This window comes from Picosynechococcus sp. NKBG15041c (assembly GCF_055380235.1).
This window is the reverse complement of record NZ_AP040363.1, coordinates 1,442,646-1,462,686: the sequence shown is the minus strand read 5'-3', so window position 1 is coordinate 1,462,686 and position 20,041 is coordinate 1,442,646. Positions and strand designations below refer to the sequence as shown.

The 20,041-nt window shown below is 49.8% G+C and carries 15 protein-coding genes, 1 tRNA gene and 2 pseudogenes; 13 read left to right on the top strand and 5 right to left on the bottom strand.

From position 1 onward, the window contains the following. Positions 1-9: 9 nt before the first annotated feature. Together ACZ45B_RS07095 and ACZ45B_RS07090 are read right to left on the bottom strand one after the other, a co-directional pair. Positions 10-1,140 (bottom strand): site-2 protease family protein, encoded by a 1,131-nt coding sequence (locus ACZ45B_RS07095; protein WP_024545582.1) that lies wholly within the window; start codon positions 1,138-1,140, stop codon positions 10-12. Positions 1,141-1,217: 77 nt separating this feature from the next. Beyond that, a pseudogene (locus ACZ45B_RS07090) lies at positions 1,218-1,631 on the bottom strand (alanine--tRNA ligase-related protein). A gap of 564 nt (positions 1,632-2,195) precedes the next feature. Between ACZ45B_RS07090 and ACZ45B_RS07085 the strand changes: the two are divergent. From ACZ45B_RS07085 to accC, 8 genes and pseudogenes are all read left to right on the top strand, one after another. Next, positions 2,196-2,573, top strand: coding sequence for a hypothetical protein (locus ACZ45B_RS07085; protein WP_148293419.1), 378 nt, complete (start codon positions 2,196-2,198; stop codon positions 2,571-2,573). A gap of 227 nt (positions 2,574-2,800) precedes the next feature. Beyond that, positions 2,801-5,092, top strand: a complete 2,292-nt coding sequence (gene purL, locus ACZ45B_RS07080; protein ID WP_024545584.1) for a phosphoribosylformylglycinamidine synthase subunit PurL — start codon at positions 2,801-2,803, stop codon at positions 5,090-5,092. A gap of 3 nt (positions 5,093-5,095) precedes the next feature. Next, a pseudogene (locus ACZ45B_RS07075) lies at positions 5,096-5,428 on the top strand (DUF6883 domain-containing protein). Positions 5,429-5,446: 18 nt separating this feature from the next. Further along, a complete protein-coding gene (locus ACZ45B_RS07070) occupies positions 5,447-5,674 on the top strand; it encodes a DUF4926 domain-containing protein (RefSeq protein ID WP_024545585.1) in 228 nt (75 codons plus the stop codon). Between the two features lie 118 nt (positions 5,675-5,792). Beyond that, on the top strand, positions 5,793-6,917 hold the full coding sequence (locus ACZ45B_RS07065) for a THUMP domain-containing class I SAM-dependent RNA methyltransferase (RefSeq protein WP_024545586.1): 1,125 nt from the start codon (positions 5,793-5,795) through the stop codon (positions 6,915-6,917). A 70-nt stretch (positions 6,918-6,987) separates the two neighbouring features. Further along, positions 6,988-8,439, top strand: a complete 1,452-nt coding sequence (locus ACZ45B_RS07060; RefSeq protein ID WP_024545587.1) for a serine/threonine-protein kinase — start codon at positions 6,988-6,990, stop codon at positions 8,437-8,439. 117 nt (positions 8,440-8,556) lie between these two features. Then, on the top strand, positions 8,557-11,163 hold the full coding sequence (gene acnB, locus ACZ45B_RS07055; protein ID WP_024545588.1) for a bifunctional aconitate hydratase 2/2-methylisocitrate dehydratase: 2,607 nt from the start codon (positions 8,557-8,559) through the stop codon (positions 11,161-11,163). Between the two features lie 192 nt (positions 11,164-11,355). Further along, positions 11,356-12,702, top strand: a complete 1,347-nt coding sequence (gene accC / locus ACZ45B_RS07050; protein WP_024545589.1) for an acetyl-CoA carboxylase biotin carboxylase subunit — start codon at positions 11,356-11,358, stop codon at positions 12,700-12,702. Between the two features lie 64 nt (positions 12,703-12,766). Here accC and ACZ45B_RS07045 read toward each other — a convergent pair whose 3' ends face one another. Next, positions 12,767-13,252 (bottom strand): hypothetical protein, encoded by a 486-nt coding sequence (locus ACZ45B_RS07045; RefSeq protein ID WP_038027846.1) that lies wholly within the window; start codon positions 13,250-13,252, stop codon positions 12,767-12,769. A 206-nt stretch (positions 13,253-13,458) separates the two neighbouring features. On the opposite strand from ACZ45B_RS07045, the gene ACZ45B_RS07040 reads away from it, so the two are divergent. The 3 genes from ACZ45B_RS07040 to ACZ45B_RS07030 all read left to right on the top strand — a co-directional run bounded on the left by ACZ45B_RS07040 (position 13,459) and on the right by ACZ45B_RS07030 (position 15,685). Beyond that, positions 13,459-13,746, top strand: coding sequence for a YggT family protein (locus tag ACZ45B_RS07040; protein ID WP_096417859.1), 288 nt, complete (start codon positions 13,459-13,461; stop codon positions 13,744-13,746). Between the two features lie 88 nt (positions 13,747-13,834). Further along, the gene (locus ACZ45B_RS07035; protein WP_024545592.1) at positions 13,835-14,314 is read left to right on the top strand and encodes a hypothetical protein; all 480 of its coding nucleotides are present in this window, start codon (positions 13,835-13,837) and stop codon (positions 14,312-14,314) included. Positions 14,315-14,389: 75 nt separating this feature from the next. After that, the gene (locus tag ACZ45B_RS07030; protein ID WP_024545593.1) at positions 14,390-15,685 is read left to right on the top strand and encodes a homoserine dehydrogenase; all 1,296 of its coding nucleotides are present in this window, start codon (positions 14,390-14,392) and stop codon (positions 15,683-15,685) included. A gap of 82 nt (positions 15,686-15,767) precedes the next feature. Here ACZ45B_RS07030 and ACZ45B_RS07025 read toward each other — a convergent pair whose 3' ends face one another. Both ACZ45B_RS07025 and ACZ45B_RS07020 read right to left on the bottom strand, forming a co-directional pair. Beyond that, positions 15,768-16,352 carry a Uma2 family endonuclease gene (locus ACZ45B_RS07025; protein ID WP_024545594.1) on the bottom strand — a complete coding sequence of 195 codons (585 nt, stop codon included), beginning with the start codon at positions 16,350-16,352 and terminating at the stop codon, positions 15,768-15,770. 41 nt (positions 16,353-16,393) lie between these two features. Further along, entirely contained in the window at positions 16,394-16,975 is a 582-nt protein-coding gene (locus ACZ45B_RS07020; protein ID WP_024545595.1) for a TIGR04376 family protein, read from the bottom strand. Positions 16,976-17,056: 81 nt separating this feature from the next. Here ACZ45B_RS07020 and ACZ45B_RS07015 point away from each other — a divergent pair. Then, positions 17,057-17,145: transfer RNA gene (locus ACZ45B_RS07015), tRNA-Ser, on the top strand. 196 nt (positions 17,146-17,341) lie between these two features. Beyond that, complete coding sequence (gene glgP, locus ACZ45B_RS07010; protein WP_024545596.1) at positions 17,342-19,906, top strand: alpha-glucan family phosphorylase; 2,565 nt, start codon at positions 17,342-17,344, stop codon at positions 19,904-19,906. The last annotated feature ends 135 nt before the right edge of the window (positions 19,907-20,041 follow it).

The window sequence follows — 20,041 nt, the reverse complement described above, 5'->3', positions numbered from 1 at the left end:
AAATGGTGCTTAAGCAGATTGCATTTCCGGATTTTGACGACTTTCCTGGAGGCGTTTAATAATAGCCGACTTCTCTAGCAGGCCCACGAGCGTACCATTCGTCTGGATCACAGCGAGGGCCTGTAAACCTTGGCGTTCTAATTTTTCAGCCACATCCAAGAGTGATAAATCAGACGACACTTGATTTTCAGCAGGCACAGGTTTGATGAAAGCACTCACTTGCTCGTGGGGCCATTCGTTAGTAGGCACTGTCTTGAGCACATCTAGATGGATCTCCCCAAGCAGTTGACCCGCTTCATCTTGGACCAAGAAGCGTTTCCATTGGTTACCAGAGCGAATCACACTATTGGCCAAATCCCGTAATGTCGTCTCTGCCGCGATGATTGGGCTATCTTTAAGCACCGCGTCCGCTGCTGTCAGACCAGAAAGGGCCGATTGAATAGTGGCTGACTGGGCTGAACGTCCCGCATTTTGTAACAGGAACCAACCGATAATCAGTGTCCAGAAGCTACCTACGTTAGAAATCCCAAGGATAGATAATACACCGAGAATAATCGCCGTCCAACCGATAAACTGACCGACGCGGCTCGCCCAAATGGTGCCAGTAAAACGATTCCCCGTCAGTTTCCAAACGATGGACTTTAGCACGTTCCCACCATCGAGGGGCAACCCAGGAATCATGTTAAAGGTCGCTAAGATCAAGTTGATGTAAGCCAACAATCCGGCGATCGCCGCTGGCGGCCCACTCAGGACACCACTACCTGTTAAGAAAAAGAGTGCGATAAATAGAGCCAAACTCACAAGCGGCCCAGCAACAGCAATCCAGAACGCACCACCGGGAGTCTTCGCTTCTTCATCAAGGCTCGCCAGTCCCCCGAAGAGAAATAGGGTAATGGAGTTGACGCCAATTCCCTGGCGAATTGCTGCGTAGCTATGGCCCAATTCATGAAGCAATACAGAGGCAAATAGCATTAAGCCGGCCACAAATCCCAACAATAAAGCACCAATGCCAAGGCTCGGGAATTGGGCTGCCAGTCCACCCCCAAAGTTTAGGGTGACAAGCACCAGGACGATAAACCAAGAAATATTGATGTAGAAAGGAATCCCAAACAAATTCCCGATGCGAAAATTGCCGTTCATAAAATGAACCTCCCAAGTCGTTGCTGAGGCCGAAAAAAACTAATGATGAGCACTACTGCAAGCTTTTTTGTGGGCCTCTACTCTTCACATTGTAACAAAATGTAAATTTGCGCTTGACGCCTGAGAGTGTTGAAAGCCGCCGTTTGAAGTTCGGTTCCGTCAATCGCCTTGATAAAGGGTATTGCCTGTTCCTTGAAATAATCGCCAAAACTGAAGTTGCCGAGCATCTCAAAAAAGGTATGGTGACGAGCAGTACATTCGACGTTTTCGATGGTGTGGAAACATTTCTGGGACGTAGTGGCACGGGGACTCGTAGGCCTCTCTTGTCCAAGAAAAAAATCGGTTTAACAGGGTAACATTTTGGCGATCGTTAACAGCACCATCGGGTCTTCCGGTACAAGGGAAGCACTGAGTAGAATCGAGTGTTGCCGCTCGTTAAAGAAGTTGAGAAATTTAGACCGGATTTCACTGCCGCTCAAGACAGAAAGCACAGTAGATATGCGTTTACAAAGAATTTTTACTTTACTGCACCTATTGTGACATTCCGTAGATCTTCTGGAGAGAGACTGGTGGCGATCGCCTAAAATTACTCTCTAATCAACTTACAGTAGAAAATTTCTTGTACTTATAAAAAACTGAGCAAGCTACCAATATGTTGTTAGGCTCTATAATACTAAATAATACTAAAAAGTATGTTTATCCATGATGATCTTTGAGTGGTTCGTATTTGATCCTCTGAATTTTGAGGAATTTCAGAAATTGTTTCCGGTACCTTCTGAGAAAGCAAAGATTTGGTTTAATTGGTGGTTAGAAGCATATGATCATCTGAGTTGGCGATTTTACACCGCACAATATCAACGACACAAATTAATAGAGTTTAGAAAATTTAGTCGAGCTTATTCTCTTGGTTTGAATTACCCAGAAGATTTAGGAATAGTTGAAGACTCTATGCACTACAGTGACCTTTGGAAGGAATGGAAATCCTCTAACAATGCTCTGCAAGAACACTTGGAAGTTGTAAGCCCTCTTCTTGAATATTCAAGAAAGCAAACGGAATGGATATCAATGTCAGAGCGGATAGAAAAATTCGCAATAGATTTGAACAAGGACAGGGATGGAATATTGATGTAGCAAAAGCATTGTGGTTCGAGTTAAATATTAATCAAAATTCATCCAGCAGTCTTACTGAACTGAGAGCACTTCCATATAGTGAATATTTAAAAACATCTCATTGGAAAAAAGTTAGAGCAGCTATGTTGCTTATTGAGCAAGCAAGATGTTCTGCCTGCCCTACTGATGATTCATTTTATGGTGATGATTGGGAAACCGAAATTCATGTTCATCATCTACATTATCGAAATTTAGGTTGTGAAAAATTTGAAGATCTAAAGCTTTTATGTCGGAAGCATCACGAGGAAGAACATCATCATTAACGTGGCGATTATCAATCTTCTAGAGCACGTTAAGAATACCTAACATGACTTTTTGCTTATCTCTTTTTAGTAATCCTCATCGACAATAAAAATAATCGGGCAATAAAACAAGAACATTAATTTCCAAGGGATATTGCTGGTGAATTTCGTCGATCGCCTATTGACATACACCATCTTTCCCTTGAAGCCTTACAATAACGCTGTTACAAAGAAATCGACGCAAAACTATGACCACTTGCCCTTTCACCCCCGCAGAAATCGCCTCCGAAGGTATCAAACCCGAAGAATACGACGAAATTGTGAGCCGTTTAGGTCGCCATCCCAACAAGGCGGAACTGGGGATGTTTGGCGTGATGTGGTCAGAACATTGTTGTTATAAGAATTCCCGCCCGTTGCTGTCTGGTTTCCCAACGAAAGGCGATCGCGTCCTCGTCGGCCCCGGTGAAAATGCGGGCGTGGTCGATATGGGGGATGGTCTGCACCTCGCCTTTAAAATCGAATCCCATAACCACCCGTCGGCGATCGAGCCTTTCCAAGGCGCAGCAACCGGAGTCGGCGGTATTCTCCGCGATATCTTCACCATGGGGGCGCGTCCCATTGCCCTGTTAAATTCCCTGCGTTTCGGTACCCTCGACAATGCCCAAACGCGCCGCATCTTTCAGGGGGTTGTGGAAGGGATTAGTCACTACGGCAATTGCGTAGGTGTGCCAACAGTGGGCGGCGAAGTCTATTTTGATAAAGCCTATGCCGGAAATCCCCTCGTCAATGCGATGGCGTTGGGCTTGATGGAAACCGAGGAAATTATTAAATCAGGCGCCTATGGCATCGGTAATCCCGTTCTCTATGTCGGCTCCACCACCGGACGGGATGGCATGGGGGGTGCAAGTTTCGCCAGTGCCGAATTAACCGATGAATCTATGGACGATCGCCCGGCGGTGCAAGTTGGCGATCCCTTTACCGAAAAATCTCTGATTGAAGCCTGTCTCGAAGCTTTTAAAACAGGGGCAGTGGCGGCGGCGCAGGATATGGGCGCGGCGGGTTTAACCTGTTCGACGGCGGAAATGGCAGCCAAAGGCGGGGTCGGTGTGTTACTCGATCTCGATAAAATTCCGGTGCGAGAAACGGGGATGGTTCCCTACGAATATCTGCTCTCCGAATCCCAAGAACGGATGCTTTTTGTTGCCCATAAAGGACGGGAACAAGAGTTAATTGATATCTTCCATCGTTGGGGTTTACAGGCAGTTGTTGCGGGTGAAGTGATCGCGGAACCCATCGTCAAAATCATGTTTAAGGGTGAAGTCGCGGCAGAAGTTCCGGCAACGGCGCTATCAGATAATACGCCCATTTATCATCGGGAATTAATGGCAGAAGCGCCTGAATATGCACAAACGGCTTGGGCTTGGTCGGTGGACAGTTTGCCAAATTGTGATGGGAATGGCATCGCCGAAAAATCTTGGAATGAGATTTTATTAACCCTGTTAGATGTGCCAACCATTGCCTCGAAAAAATGGATTTATCGCCAGTACGATCATCAAGTGCAAAACAATACGGTGATCTTCCCTGGGGGCGCAGATGCTGCTGTGGTGCGGGTTCGTCCAGTGAATGGCAAGCCCGATGCCTCAACGATTGGTGTTGCCGCTTGTACCGATTGTAATCCCCGTTATGTGTATTTAAATCCATTGGAAGGGGCAAAGGCAGCCGTCGCTGAAGCAGCTAGAAATTTAAGTTGTGTCGGTGCTGAACCCTTGGCAATTACGAACAATTTAAACTTTGGTAGTCCCGAAAAACCTGTGGGTTATTGGCAATTGGCAAATGCTTGCAAAGGGATCGCCGAAGCTTGCCGCGAATTGGATACGCCCGTCACGGGGGGAAATGTTTCCCTCTATAACGAAACTCTTGATAGCGATGGTAAACCGACCCCCATCTATCCGACTCCTGTGATTGGGATGGTGGGACGAGTTGAAGATATTAATCAGGTCTGTGGTTTAGCCTTCCAAAATGGGGGCGATCGCCTCTATCTCCTCGGTACTCAAGCAACCACAAGCCTCGGTGGTTCGGAATACTTGAATACGATTTATAACATCGTCGCTGGTATTCCGCCCCAAGTGGATTTTGCCCTCGAAAAAGCCGTCCAAAAAACCGTGCGGGAGGCGATCGCCAGTGGATTGTTAAACTCTGCCCATGACCTTGCGGAGGGTGGTTTAGCTGTGGCGATCGCGGAATGTTGTATTGGCGGGAATCTCGGTGCAACGGTTGAGATTGCTGGTACTGACCGCCTCGATACCATCCTATTTGGCGAAACCTGCGGCAAGATTATTGTCTCTGTGGCTCCCGACAAACAAGCCCAATTTGAAGCCCATCTGACGCAATCCTTGGCGGACAATTGGCAGGCGATCGGTTCCGTGAGCGACACCAATCAGTTACAAATTACCGTCAATAATCAGGCTATAATCGCTGTTTCTGTTGAGGACATGACCAGCAACTGGAGTGAGGCGATCGCCCGTCGTTTACACGCCTAAGAAATGAAAGTTCCTAATGCAGAAAATGCAACTATTGATATTCGAAAATTGCGAGATTATTGCCTCAATCTAGACCATAAGGATGGCAAACATAAAGCGCGATTGTTTCGTTCTCAATTGGGAATTACAGATTAAGATGCTGACCGATTGCGGTTGATCCTTTTTGAGATTGTGCAAACCCATGCGGCTCAAGTAGGTCGCCGTGATCGGTTTGGTCAGCGTTATACTGTCGATTTTGAATTGATATGGCAGAATAAAAGGGCGATTGTACGTAGTGGCTGGATTATCGAACACGGCTCAAATATTCCTAAATTAACCACTTGTTATCCCGTATAAATTTGGAGAACAAATCTAATGAAAAACCCTATTAAGTTATTAGATGTTGTTGCTTTAATGGTTGATTTGCCAGAATTCAACCTATTAAAAGGACAGGTAGGTACTGTGGTCGAAATTCTCGCTGAAGGCAATGCTTTTGAGGTGGAATTTAATGATCGCCAAGGGAGAACCTTTGAATCTGTTGGCCTCTTACCCGAACAAATCATGGTGTTACATTTTGAGCCGATGTTACCGATCGCGGTTTAAGGGGGCGATCGCCTGATTTATCCCAATGGAGTATGTGGAACTAGGCCCAGGACTTTCATAGACCAGATTAGTCCCATCCGTTAAACTGAGGGTTGAATTTTCAGGCGATAAATATAGAATGCAGACCTATTTTGCAACGGTGGCCCAGGGCATCGAAGACCTAGCTGCCCAGGAATTGGTCGCCCTCGGCGCCCAGGTCGTTAAAACAGAATATTGCGGTGTATCTTTTCAAGGCGATCGCCAACTGCTCTACAAAGTCAATCTTTGGTCGCGGCTCGCCTTCCGGATTTTAGTGCAAATTAAAAAAATCAAAGCCTTCACTGTCCAGGAGCTCTATCGCGGTGTGCAAAGCATCGACTGGACTGAATATCTCACCCCCCAGCAGACGATCGCCGTCCACTGCACCGGGAAAAACAAAAACCTCAACCACACCCATTTCACCGCCCTTCAAATCAAAAATGCAATCATCGATCAGCAGCGGGACCAATTTGGCGATCGATCCAACATTGATACCGCAGACCCCGATGTGCAGATCCATGCCCACATCCATGACAATCGTTGCATCCTCAGCCTCGACAGTTCCGGCCATAGCTTACACCGCCGCGGCTATCGACCCGCCATGGGGAAAGCCCCCCTCAAAGAAAACTTTGCGGCGGCCCTTCTTGATCTAGCCGAATGGACGCCAGATCTACCCCTCGTCGATCCTCTCTGTGGTTCCGGGACTTTTGTCATTGAAGCAGCCTTGAAAAGTTTGAACTTCGCCCCTGGTCTGTTTCAAGGGGATTTTGGATTCCAACATTGGCAAGATTTTGACGCAGATCTTTGGCAAACTCTCCTAAATGAGGCAGAATATGCCACCAAAGATCAGCTTTCTCAGGCGATCATTGGCCAAGACCGCGACCAAGAGGTCATTCAACAGGCCTGGACCAATGCCGAAAATTGCGGTGTTGCCGAGCAAATTCAACTGGCCTGTCGGGAATTAGAAGCCGTGGAAGCACCCGCCGACCATGGGGTGATTATCTGTAATCCGCCCTATGGTCATCGTCTTGGGGCCGACGAAGACTTGGGGCTACTTTATAAACGCATCGGTGACATTTTCAAACAACGGTTTAAGGGCTGGACAGGCTATATCCTGACGGGCAACGCAGAGCTCGCCAAAAAAGTTGGCCTACGGGCATCGCGGCGGTTTGTGGTTTACAATGGCGGCCTCGAATGCCGTCTGCTGAAATACGAACTCTACTAGGGTTCTCTGTTAGGATCCAAAGCAGCGCAACATAATTTTTACCTCATCTTTTTGATTACAATCCCCTGGTATGGAGATCCTCTGCACCCGTCCTGGATGTCACCATCCCCAAAATCAGTTCAGTGATCTCGACGATCCGACTCAACTGAAAACAGCACAACAAAAATATTGCACCAGTTGTGGGATGCATTTAATTTTAGGTGGGCGCTATTTACCCCAAAAGCTTTTGGGGCAAGGGGGATTTGGTACGGCTTTTTTAGCGCGCGATCGCTACACCCCGACAATGCGTCTATGCGTGGTGAAGCAGTTCCAACCCATGGGTAATTTAGACGATCAACAGTTGGCCATGGCCCAGGAGTTGTTTGAGCGGGAAGCCCATGTCCTAGAACGCATTGGCAACCGTCACCCCCAAATCCCGGATTTGTTTGCGTTTTTTCCGTTGATCGTGCCGAAATCCCAGGGTCAAGGGACAGATCAATACTTCTACTTGGTACAGGAATATATCGAGGGCCAAGATTTAGAACAAGAACTGGCCGCCCGGGGTAAGTTGCCAGAGACAGAGGTCAGAGCAATTTTCGAATCGATGTTGCAGGTATTGGCCTTTGTCCATGACCAGGGAACAATTCACAGGGATATTAAGCCGTCGAATATTATGCGCCATGTGGATGGGACGCTTTATCTGCTGGATTTTGGGGCGGTGAAAGAAGTGGCCGCCGGGGCTGGTGGGACCAGTATGTCCCAACGCTCAACGGGGATTTATTCCCCAGGCTATGCGCCACCGGAACAGATGCGGGGCGCCCAGGTTTATCCAGCCACAGATCTCTACGCCTTGGCGGTAACCTGTGTTGTCTTGTTAACTGGGGAAACCCCCGAAGCGTTGTTTGATGGCTATCAAAATAAGTGGCTCTGGCGCAAATTTATCCAAAAAATTGAACCCCGGTTTGGGGCGCTTTTGGATTTGATGCTAGAAGCTACCCCAGGCGATCGCCCGAAATCAGCCCAGGTAGCCCTGAAGCTTTTGGCCTTGCCGAGCCAAGGACAAGCATCGATGCAACCAGCAGCACCTCCGCCCCCAAGTGCTCCCAGTGCTTCAGCTTCAGTGCTCCCGGCTCAACCGTCACCCCCTACGGCGCTGCAAAAGCCCCCTAAATCTGCTCAAAAAAACCCGGCACCAACACAAAAATCGTCGGGCTCGGTGATCCCACTGCTGCTTGGGAGTGCCTTTACAGGCTTTGAAGGCATCCTCCTGTTTATGGTTACAGGGAGTCTCCTGACGGGAAATTTGGCAATCGGTGTTTGGGGCGGGGCCATGGGTCTGATCATTTTGGCGATCGCCCGAAAAATTCTTGAACTCAAGGAGATGTTTATCCTCGGGGCGATTACCCTGGGGGCGGCCTTTTTCCTGGTGAAAACAGTAGAATTCACGACCCTCGTGATTATTGCCGTTTTAGTTGGAGCAGCCTTGGTGGCGGCAATCGCCTTGTTTACTCTGATTTATCGACTGCTGCAAAAAATCCTTTAGCCAGGGCTATCTGACCTCAGCAGAATTCACGAAGCATCAGATTGTTCACCCATAGCGCCATCACAGCGGGCATTACAATAGAGTATCTAAAACGTTAGATATTCGATCAATCTCCCTATGCTAGAAGCCTACCGCAACCATGCCGCCGAACGTGCCGAATTAGGCATTCCGCCGCTCCCTCTCACGGCAGAACAGACAGCGGAACTCTGTGAACTGCTCAAAAATCCCCCTGAAGCCGACAGGGAAGAATTGCTCAGTTTGTTGCGCGATCGCATTCCCCCTGGGGTGGATGAGGCTGCCTATGTGAAGGCTGGCTTTTTAACAGCGGTGGCGAAAAAAGAAATCACCTGTCCATTGATTAGTCCCCAAGGGGCCGTAGAACTGCTCGGCACGATGATCGGCGGCTACAATGTGCAATCCCTCGTCGAATTACTCAAATCTGAGGATGGGGCGATCGCCCAGGCGGCGGCGGATGCCCTGAGTAAGACCATTCTGGTCTTTGACGCGTTTAACGACGTGCTCGAACTGTCGGCAACCAACCCCTACGCAAAACAGGCGATCGATGCCTGGGCAGAAGCGGCCTGGTTTATCAATAAGTCGAAACTCCCCGAAACCATCACGGTGACAGTCTTTAAAGTCCCCGGTGAAACCAACACCGACGATCTTTCCCCTGCGCCCCACGCCACGACCCGCCCCGATATTCCGCTCCATGCCTTGGCGATGTTGGAATCGAAAATGCCCGACGGTTTAGCGACCATCGCTGAATTGAAGCAAAAAGGACATCCCGTTGCCTATGTGGGGGATGTGGTCGGTACAGGCTCCTCCCGTAAATCCGCGATCAACTCCGTCCTCTGGCACATTGGCGAAGAAATTCCCTTCGTTCCCAACAAAAAAGCAGGCGGCTATATTCTCGGCGGCAAAATTGCACCCATTTTCTTTAATACCGCCGAAGATTCTGGCGCCCTGCCCATCGAGTGCGATGTCACCCAACTCAACACAGGCGATGTGATCACCATCCATCCCTACGCCGGCAAGATCACCAACGAAGCAGGCGAAACTATTTGCGCCTTCGATCTCAAGCCGGAAACGATCCTCGATGAAGTCCGGGCAGGCGGTCGCATTCCCCTCCTGATTGGTCGCGCCCTCACCGATAAAACCCGTGCCGCCCTTGGCATGGAGCCGACAACCCTGTTTGTCCGTCCCTCGCTGCCCGAAGATACCCACAAAGGCTTTACCTTGGCCCAAAAAATGGTGGGTAAAGCGTGCGGTTTAGAAGGCGTTCGTCCCGGCACATCCTGCGAACCAATCATGACGACGGTCGGTTCCCAAGATACCACGGGACCCATGACCCGCGATGAACTGAAAGAATTAGCCTGTCTCGGTTTCAACGCCGATCTCGTGCTGCAAACCTTCTGTCATACCGCCGCCTATCCCAAACCCGTCGATATCAAAACCCACAAACAACTGCCCGATTTCTTCTCCACCCGTGGCGGCGTGGCGTTGCGTCCGGGGGATGGCATTATTCACTCTTGGCTGAACCGGATGTTACTGCCCGATACCGTTGGCACTGGCGGCGATTCCCATACCCGTTTCCCCCTCGGTATTTCCTTCCCTGCGGGTTCCGGTCTGGTGGCATTTGCGGCAGCATTGGGTGTGATGCCCCTCGATATGCCAGAATCGGTTCTCGTGAAATTTACGGGCGAACTGCAACCCGGTGTGACCCTGCGCGATATCGTTAATGCGATTCCTTGGGTGGCGCTGCAACAGGGTAAATTGACCGTGGGCAAGGAGAACAAGATTAACGTCTTTAACGGTCGCATCATGGAGATGGAAGGGCTGCCGGATCTCAAGGTGGAACAAGCCTTTGAATTGACTGATGCCACTGCTGAGCGTTCCTGTTCTGGTTCGACGATTAAGCTCAGTGAGGAAACCGTGGCGGAATATCTGCGTTCCAACGTGGTGCTGATGAAAAACATGATCGCCCGTGGTTACTCTGATGCCCGTACTCTGCTCCGTCGTATTGCCAAGATGGAGGAATGGTTGGCGAATCCTTCTCTGATGTCGGCTGATCCCGATGCGGAATATGCGGATGTGATTGAGGTGAATCTCAATGAAATCAAGGAACCCATTGTCGCGGCGCCGAACGATCCTGATAATGTCAAATTGATGTCGGAATGTGCAGGTGATCGCGTTGATGAGGTGTTTATTGGCTCCTGCATGACGAATATCGGTCACTACCGCGCCGCTGCGAAAATCCTTGAGGGGGCTGGCACGGTGAAAGGTCGCCTCTGGATTTGTCCGCCCACGCGCATGGATGAACAACAACTCCGCGAGGAAGGTGTGTACGGCGTATTTGCAGCGGCAGGGGCGCGGACGGAAATGCCCGGTTGTTCGCTCTGTATGGGGAACCAAGCCCGTGTGGAAGATAATGCAACAGTTTTTTCCACTTCAACCCGTAACTTCAATAACCGCATGGGTAAGGGGGCGCAGGTGTACCTTGGTTCTGCGGAATTGGCGGCAGTTTGTGCGCTCCTCGGTAAGATTCCCACAGTGGAAGAATATCAGGCGATCGTCTCTGAAAAGATTGATCCGTTTAAGGGCGATCTATACCGTTACCTCAACTTTGATGAAATTGCAGGGTTTGAGGATGAGGGTCGCGTCATTGCCCTCGAAGATATGCCGAAGATTGAAGATCTCCTTGGTATGCCTGTTGGTGCGAAATAAATTAATTGATTAGATTCAGTCAAGGTGGGTCAAAACTGGCTCACCTTTTTTATTTATAGATAGACAGCATTTTAAAAAAGGCGATCGCCTAAGATGGCCAATCCCGAAGGCTGTCCCTTGCCCTAAACTCCCCCTTACCATGATAATGTTGGCTACCCATCACACTGGGGATGCAAACGCCAACGGAACACCATGCAGTTTTCAAAAATTCTCATCGCCAATCGCGGAGAAGTTGCCCTACGCATTATTCACACCTGTCAGGAACTCGGCATTGCCACAGTTGCCGTCCACTCCACCGTAGATCGCCAAGCCCTCCACGTCCAGCTTGCCGATGAGAGTATTTGTATCGGCCCACCCCAGAGTAATAAGAGCTATCTCAATATTCCGAATATCATCGCCGCCGCCCTCAGCAGCAATGCCGATGCCATCCATCCCGGCTATGGTTTTCTCGCCGAAAATGCCAAATTTGCAGAAATTTGTGCCGACCACCAAATTACCTTCATTGGCCCTTCTCCCGAAGCAATGATCGCCATGGGGGATAAATCCACCGCCAAAAAAACCATGCAAGCGGCGAAGGTCCCAACGGTCCCAGGGAGTCCCGGCCTCGTCCTCAGCGAAGAACAAGCCCTCGACATTGCCCAGCAAATCGGCTACCCAGTGATGATCAAAGCCACCGCTGGTGGGGGTGGTCGAGGGATGCGCCTCGTACCCAATGCCGAAGAGCTACCCCGGTTGTACCGGGCGGCCCAAGGGGAAGCAGAGGCTGCCTTTGGCAATGGGGGTGTTTATATCGAAAAATTCATTGAGCGGCCGCGACATATCGAGTTTCAGATCTTGGCCGATCAATATGGCAACGTCATTCACCTTGGGGAACGGGATTGTTCGATCCAGCGGCGACACCAAAAACTCTTAGAAGAAGCTCCTAGCGCAATCCTCACCCCCCGCCTGCGAGAAAGAATGGGAAAAGCGGCGGTCAAGGCAGCGAAGTCGATTGATTATGTGGGTGCGGGAACGGTGGAATTTCTCGTGGACAAAAACGGGGATTTTTACTTCATGGAGATGAATACTCGAATCCAAGTAGAACACCCTGTTACGGAGATGATCACAGGGTTAGATCTCATTGCTGAACAAATCAAAATCGCCCAAGGCGATCGCCTCAGCCTTAATCAAAACCAAGTTGTCCTTAATGGCCATGCGATCGAATGTCGGATCAATGCCGAAGACCCCGACCATGACTTTCGGCCTACCCCCGGCAAAATCAGCGGCTATTTGCCCCCCGGTGGCCCCGGCGTGCGAATGGATTCCCACGTTTATACCGATTACGAAGTTTCTCCCTACTATGACTCCCTCATCGGGAAACTCATTGTCTGGGGGCCAGATCGGGACACAGCGATCCGGCGAATGCGCCGGGCCTTACGGGAATGTGCCATTACTGGTGTTTCCACCACCATTGGCTTCCACCAAAAGATCCTCAATCACCCGGCATTTTTAGCGGCGGATGTGGATACGAATTTTATCCAACAACACATGTTGCCCTAGGGCTCTCCGGGAGCCATTAAACCTCCCCCCATAGATGGGCATCCCCACAAATTTTGGGCAGGGCTTACTTTTTCGCTGTAATTTGAATCAATGTACTTTGCCCATCTTCATAGATCATGATTTGGGAAGCGCGGTCTTGTTTTTGGAAGCCGAAGATCACTTGGCCATTGAGATCCATACTCATTTCTTTTGACCAACCGCTCCTGGCCATTTCCGCTTCGTATTTTTCGCGCACAGCAGCAACGCTCTCATTCGTGACAAAGGAAACAGAAATCCCTTCAGGGAGATCCATCGCCATCTTCACCTCAGCATTGTTGTAAACATAGATATCGTTGGGGAAGGCGGCAGGGATTTTGACATTTTCGCCGCTACTAAAGGCAATGCTCTCATCACCTGATTTGATCGTGACACTTTCTTGGGCCGTGTTGATATCCACTTTTTCGCCAGTTCCCACTTCGACGACTTTTTCGACGATCATTTCTTGAACCATACCGCAGCCCCCGAGGCTAAGGGCAATGAGGCAGAAGGTGGGTAAAATCAGTTTTTTCACGGTTTTTATCCTGGGTTTTTGGGTGATGTTTGATCGGCTGGTGTTTCCTTTGTAGGAACCAGTAATGGGTAATAGCGATCGCCTGGGGGAACAGATGCAGTCAGCGTCGCTTAGGTGTCCCAATTTTGGAGTGCTTTCTTGGAGATCGCGCCCGAAGTTAAGCTAAATTAATCTTTGGTGCATCAAAATTTTGTAGGAAAATTGCCATGGCTTGGTTAGCGGCGACGAGTTTAGGGCTCAACCTGTTGTTGGGTGCAATGACATTATTTTTTATTTTTCGGATTGTTTTAACTTGGTATCCCCAGGCAGAGCTGACAAAATTACCCTTTAGCCTTGTGGTACTGCCGACGGAGCCCCTCTTAGCCCCGACGCGAAAATTAGTCCCCCCCCTGGGTGGTATTGATATCTCCCCGGTGATTTGGGTGGGGATTGTTACCCTATTGCGGGAAATCCTCCTCGGGCAACAGGGAATTTTGATGATGCTCCTGCGCTAGGGCGATGCTCTGCCACGGAACTCTTGACTTTTGGGTCGCGTCTAGCAAGATCAAGCTTGGCTAGCAATAAAAATAAGTAATTTGGTCTATGTGGCAACGGTTTTTTGGGGTCTGCGTGGGTATTGTGGGTCTGGAATTGGCGATCGCTCCGGTGATCGCCCAGCCAGCCCCAAAGCAGGCAATTTTTGAAAATCTCGATTTGAAGTCTGGTTTTAGCCCCAACCCCCAGGTCTTGCGGGGGGTCAGTGGCGGTGATGAGCGGGCAGCTGACTTAATCGGCATCGCCGAAAGTCCTACGGGCCCCTGTGTTGGCTTTATCGATACCCACGCCGACCATCGCCTTAGTCTGCACAATTTTTTTAGTGACCTGGAACTGAGTGTAGAAAGTGTCGGTGATACAGTTCTAGTCGTACGTGGCCCGGGCGGTGTCTGGTGCAATGATGATGCCGCGAGCCACAACCCAGAGATTCGGGGCGAATGGAAAGTCGGCAATTATGAAGTGTGGGTCGGCTCCCGACAACAGCGGCAATATTACCCCTATATTTTAGAAATTCAGCACCGGAAGTAACAACGACGGGGCTCGGGCGTCCAGGTAATGGGGGATAATGGAATATTATCTTGACGTTACGCTAAGGAAAAAGTTGTGGCTATCGGAATTGGTTTACTTGGCTTAGGGACGGTTGGCACTGGCACGGCAGAGATTTTACTCTCTCCCCAGGGTCGTCATCCGCTGTTAGGAGAAGTGGTGTTAAAAAAAGTAGGGGTACGTTCTCTCGACAAGCCCCGCAGCATCGACCTGCCCGCAGGTTGTCTCACCACAGACCTAGAGGCGATCGCCAGGGATCCAGAAATTCAGGTGGTCGTTGAACTCTTGGGGGGTTTGGAGCCAGCGCGGACATTAATTCTCCAGGCGATCGCCAACGGTAAACATGTGGTCACAGCAAATAAGGCGGTGATTGCCAAATATGGCGAAGAAATTTACACTGCCGCCAACAAAGCCGGCGTCTACGTCATGCTCGAAGCTGCCGTCGGCGGGGGCATTCCGATCATTAAACCCCTGAAGCAATCTCTAGGCGTGAACCGTTTGACCCGCGTCATCGGCATTATCAACGGCACCACGAACTACATCCTCACCCAGATGGCCCAACATGGCGCAGACTTTGGGGAAGTGTTGGCTGAAGCGCAGCAATTGGGCTACGCCGAAGCAGACCCCAGCGCCGATGTGGATGGGGGTGATGCTGCCGATAAAATTGCAATTCTCGCCTCCCTGGCCTTTGGCGGCAGGATTAACCGGGACCACGTGTACTGCGAAGGAATTCGTACGGTCAGCGCAGCGGATATTAGTTTTGCGACCAAGCTCGGCTTTGTGATTAAACTGTTGGCGATCGCCGAACGGCCCGACCTCGAAGAAGATGCCCTGCAATTGCGGGTTCATCCGACTTTGGTTCCCGCAAATCATCCCCTCGCCAGCGTCAATGGGGTCTTCAATGCGATCCTCGTGGAAGGGGAACCCCTTGGTCAGGTGATGTTCTATGGTCCTGGGGCTGGGGCTGGGGCGACGGCCAGCGCAGTGGTTTCGGATATTGTTCATGTGGTAGGTCTGCTGCATTCGGATCAAGTGATCCAAAAACTCAACCCTCTCCTCGGCTGCACCCACGAGCATTACAGTAAAATTTTGCCCATTGATACCCTAAAAACCCGCTTCTATGCACGTTTCTTGTCCCAAGATTTACCCGGTGTCATCGGCGATCTGGGTACCTGTTTCGGGCAGCACCAAGTGAGCTTGGAGTCAGTGGTGCAGATTGGCCTCCAGGATGATTGTGCAGAGATTGTTGTCGTCACCCATGATGTCCATGAAGCGAACTTCCGGGAAGCGCTGCGGGAAATTGAAGGGTTAGAGGCAATTAAAGAAGTGCCAAGTATTCTCCGCGTTCTTTAGTGAATTCCCACACTCAAAACGATTAATCCTCCAAGCATGTGGAGGATTTTTTTGTGTATTAATCAATGCGGCGATCGCCTAATTATTCATCATCCCCTGCTGCCAAAATCACATCAGCATAAATATCCGCCACCGCACATTCAAAATTGAGACTTGGAATAACCAGCGTATCGTCAACCCCGAAATCTCGATAGCCCCACATTTCCCCTGTTTGCCGTTGATAGAGTTCTGCATAAATATGCTCAGAATCAAGCAAAATATATTCCTCTAGGCTAGGAATTTGTCGATAATATTTCAACTTTTCTTTGCTGTCATAACTTGAAGTGCTTGGCGATAAAACTTCAACAATTACTTTCGGATACTGAATCCATTTACGCGCTTTGAGATCTTCACGATGACAACTTACTACCAGATCCGGATAAAAATAACGCCGATTTGCTTTCCCTTGCACTTTCACATCAGACATATTTACCCGACAACCTCTGGGCTTAAGGTGCGCTCTTAAAGCAACTAATAGATTGATAGCAATATCATTGTGGGGCAATGTTCCTCCAGTCATCGCAATAACTTCACCATCAATATATTCATAGCGAAGTTCCTGTCGTTCTTCCCACTGGAGATATTCCGCAGCAGTCATTTTTTCTGGAAACTGAGGTGTTGCAATCATCGTTATTTTCCTCAATCTAAGCTGAGTTGCTTGGCGAAAAACTAGCGACCCATTTTTTGCTTCATCTGACGGATCTGTTCGTCCATTTCCCACTTTTGGAACTGGGCTTCGAGGGGATCGGTGGCACTGTTGTAGGTTTGGCGATCGCCTGTTGTGCCCGTGAAACTTTCCCAACTGCTACTGTAAGCATCCTCCACCTTTTGGGAAGCCTGCAATTCATCCATTTTTTGTTTCACTTCCTGGCGCTTCTGCTGGAGTTGTACCAAAAGCGCTTGGGCCTGTTCGAGACGTTTTTTTGTGCCCTGCATCTTGCCCCACAGTTGATTGCCCTGGCGGAGGAGCGCAGCTTCCCGTGCTTGGGCGGCCCTGGCGAGATCAGTTCGGCCCCCAGCTTCGGCCTGTTGCACCCGCTTGTGCCAATGCTGAATATCCTGAGCAACCTGGGTAATTTGCTGCTCCACCTGGATCAGTTGCCGCTGCAATTCTTGGGTGAGACGACTTGCTTCCCGTTCCTGCTCCTGGAGTTGTTCGGCGATCGCCTGTAGTTCCAATTGGGGATGGGCCTTGAGAAATTCTTCCAAACGCGTCTCAAAAAATTGCCCCACTTCATTGAAAAAGCCCATAGTTCCGCCGTCCTGACAATTGCTGACTTTAGGTTAGCTTTTTTTAGGGAGGTCTGCTACAATCATTTATCGTCGAAGCCTGGAGAGATGGCTGAGTGGTCGAAAGCAGCACATTGCTAATGTGCCGAGTCGTGTACGCGGCTCCGAGGGTTCGAATCCCTCTCTCTCCGTTCTAAATAATTAAACAAAAAGCAGCCCTCCAGTGATCTTGAACAAACCCTGGAGGATTTTTGCATTTGACCCATGGGCACGCTGGGATTCTATCAATAATTTATATAAATTCCCCCCTGGCGATCGCCTGAAATTTGCCAGAAATTCGCTATGTATTAGAGACAGATATCCTCTGTTGTCCCCCAAGATTTCCCTATGAAACCCACCTATAAGTTCCAGGTCAAGCCCATCTTACCGACAATCCTGGAACCCCTGCGCCGCCTTGCCCACAACATCCACTGGGATTGGAATGTGGCGGCAAAGAGTCTCTTTGTGCGTCTTGACCCAGATCTGTGGCAACAGACCTGCCATAACCCGGTCGCCATGTTGGGTCAGGTGGACCAAAGCCGCCTCGATGAGTTGGCCCAGGATGATGGTTTTATTGCCCACATGGAACGGGCGATCGAGCAACTAGACGACTACTTACAGCAGCACACCTGGTATCACAAAAGCCGGGGCGAAACCAAAGGGAAAGAATGCTATGCCTATTTTTGCGCTGAATATGGCCTGAGCTATTGCCTGCCGATTTATTCAGGGGGTTTAGGCATTCTGGCGGGCGATCACCTCAAATCGGCCAGTGATTTAGGATTACCACTGGTGGCCGTGGGTTTACTCTATCAAGAGGGTTATTTCGCCCAATATTTCAACCACGACGGCTGGCAGCAAGAAGAATACCCGATCAATGATTTTTATAATATGCCCCTCCACCTGGAGAAAGACGACCAGGGTAATGAGCTGGTCATTGAGGTGGAATTTCCCGGGCGATTGGTTTATGCAAGGGTTTGGCGCATCGATGTGGGCAATGTGCCCCTCTATCTACTGGATACCAATATTGAGCAAAATACGAACCCCTACGACCACGACATCACCGACAAACTCTACGGAGGCGATCGCAATTTGCGGCTCCACCAAGAAATGCTCTTGGGGATTGGGGGGGTGCGGATGTTGGAAAAACTAGGCTATACACCAACGGTTTACCACATGAATGAAGGCCATAGCGCCTTTTTAATTCTGGAGCGGATCCGGAAGCTGATGCAAGAAGACGGCTTGACTTTCCGCCACGCAAAACAATTTGCCCTCTCTACCCAAATGTTCACAACCCACACCCCGGTTTCTGCTGGGTTTGACCTGTTTTCCCCAGAGCAGACGCTCCATTATGTGGGTCACTACGCCGAAAAATTTGGCCTCTCCCGCGATCGCTTTCTCGGGCTCGGTCGAGAAAATACCGGTGACTTTGAAGCTCCTTTCAACATGGCAATCTTTGCCCTCAAACACAGTGCCTTTATCAATGGCGTCAGTCAACTCCATGGCCATGTTTCCCGGGAGATGTTTCACAGCCTCTGGCCTGATTTCCCCCTAGCCGAAGTGGGGATTACTGCTATTACGAATGGTGTCCATGCCCGGAGTGTCACCGCCCCCGCCACCCAAGACCTCTATGACCGCTACCTAGCCCCCAACTGGGACGAAGCCCCGGCCAATAGTCCGATTTGGCAGAAAGTTGCTACCATTCCCAACGAAGAACTCTGGCGCAACCACGAGCGACAACGCTCCGATCTGGTGGTTTATATTCGTCAACATCTCGTCAGCCAGCTCCAACAGCAGGGGGCCACAGAGGCGGCGATCGAAAAGGCCAGACAAGTCCTCAAGCCAAATTTTTTAACCATTGGTTTTGCCCGGCGCTTTGCCACCTACAAACGGGCCAACCTCTTTCTCTATGACATTGAGCGGATCAAAAAAATTATCCTGGCCGATCCTGAGCGACGGGTGCAGTTCGTGATCGCCGGCAAAGCACACCCTGAAGATATCCCTGGCAAGGAGTTAATTCGGCAGATTATCCATACCATTCGTGAGGAGGGCATTGAAGATTATGTGGTGTTTTTGCCGAACTACAATATCCACATCGCCCGCAAGATGGTTTCTGGTTGCGATGTATGGCTTAATACCCCCAGGCGACCCCGGGAAGCCTCAGGCACTTCGGGGATGAAAGCGGCGATGAATGGCTTGCCAAATTTGAGCATCCTCGACGGTTGGTGGGATGAGGCAGATTATATTCGCACGGGTTGGGCGATCGGCAATGGAGAAATATATGACGACCCAGACTATCAAGACCGGGTGGAAGCCAGCGCTCTTTACGAACTGCTCGAAAAGGAAATTGTGCCCTTGTTCTATACCCGTAACAGCTTCGATGTGCCGGAGGGCTGGGTGAACAAAATGAAGGAGGCGATTCGCCTCAACTGCCCGATGTTTAATACTTCGCGGATGCTGCGAGATTATGCCCAACAGGCTTATTTTAAATTGAGCGATCGCCACTTTGAACTCAGCCAGGATAACTACCAAGCTGTCCAAGCCCTAGCTGACTGGAAATCCGAATTATTTAAGGCTTGGTATAACATCCGCATAGAAGCTTTTGAGGTGACAGAATCGATGGCGATCGATATTCAACAGCCTATTCATGTTCAAGCCATCCTTGACCTCGTCGGTCTTACCCCAGATGATCTCGCTGTGCAAATTTACCTCGGCACAATCAATGACAAAGATGAACTCATAGACGGCGAAAGCACCACCATGGTCTTCCAGGGCATGACCCCTGATCACAAAGCGATCTATGAACATGTCGTCAAATATCAAAAAAGTGGCTACCAAGGGATGGCCCTCCGTATTTTGCCCCATCATCCCCACCTGGCCGATGCCACCGAGCCGCGCTTAATTCGGTGGGCCTAGGGGCGAATTTCCCCCTATACTTGGGAAGAACTTTCCCAGGAAAGTTTACTTTTCTTAAAATTACCAGGCAATCATGAAAGCCTGAATGCCTTGTGAGACAATAGTCTAAGCTATTAAACTAAACAAGAATCCATT

What these genes read in the sequence shown, in the direction of transcription:
- ACZ45B_RS07040 (WP_096417859.1), top strand. Translation starts at nt 13,459, where the DNA reads ATGGCTTGGTTAGCGGCGACGAGTTTAGGGCTCAACCTGTTGTTGGGT.
- ACZ45B_RS07025 (WP_024545594.1), bottom strand. Translation starts at nt 16,352, where the DNA reads ATGATTGCAACACCTCAGTTTCCAGAAAAAATGACTGCTGCGGAATAT.
- ACZ45B_RS07065 (WP_024545586.1), top strand. Translation starts at nt 5,793, where the DNA reads ATGCAGACCTATTTTGCAACGGTGGCCCAGGGCATCGAAGACCTAGCT.
- ACZ45B_RS07060 (WP_024545587.1), top strand. Translation starts at nt 6,988, where the DNA reads ATGGAGATCCTCTGCACCCGTCCTGGATGTCACCATCCCCAAAATCAG.
- ACZ45B_RS07070 (WP_024545585.1), top strand. Translation starts at nt 5,447, where the DNA reads ATGAAAAACCCTATTAAGTTATTAGATGTTGTTGCTTTAATGGTTGAT.
- purL (WP_024545584.1), top strand. Translation starts at nt 2,801, where the DNA reads ATGACCACTTGCCCTTTCACCCCCGCAGAAATCGCCTCCGAAGGTATC.
- ACZ45B_RS07085 (WP_148293419.1), top strand. Translation starts at nt 2,196, where the DNA reads ATGGATATCAATGTCAGAGCGGATAGAAAAATTCGCAATAGATTTGAA.
- acnB (WP_024545588.1), top strand. Translation starts at nt 8,557, where the DNA reads ATGCTAGAAGCCTACCGCAACCATGCCGCCGAACGTGCCGAATTAGGC.
- ACZ45B_RS07035 (WP_024545592.1), top strand. Translation starts at nt 13,835, where the DNA reads ATGTGGCAACGGTTTTTTGGGGTCTGCGTGGGTATTGTGGGTCTGGAA.
- ACZ45B_RS07020 (WP_024545595.1), bottom strand. Translation starts at nt 16,975, where the DNA reads ATGGGCTTTTTCAATGAAGTGGGGCAATTTTTTGAGACGCGTTTGGAA.
- accC (WP_024545589.1), top strand. Translation starts at nt 11,356, where the DNA reads ATGCAGTTTTCAAAAATTCTCATCGCCAATCGCGGAGAAGTTGCCCTA.
- glgP (WP_024545596.1), top strand. Translation starts at nt 17,342, where the DNA reads ATGAAACCCACCTATAAGTTCCAGGTCAAGCCCATCTTACCGACAATC.
- ACZ45B_RS07095 (WP_024545582.1), bottom strand. Translation starts at nt 1,140, where the DNA reads ATGAACGGCAATTTTCGCATCGGGAATTTGTTTGGGATTCCTTTCTAC.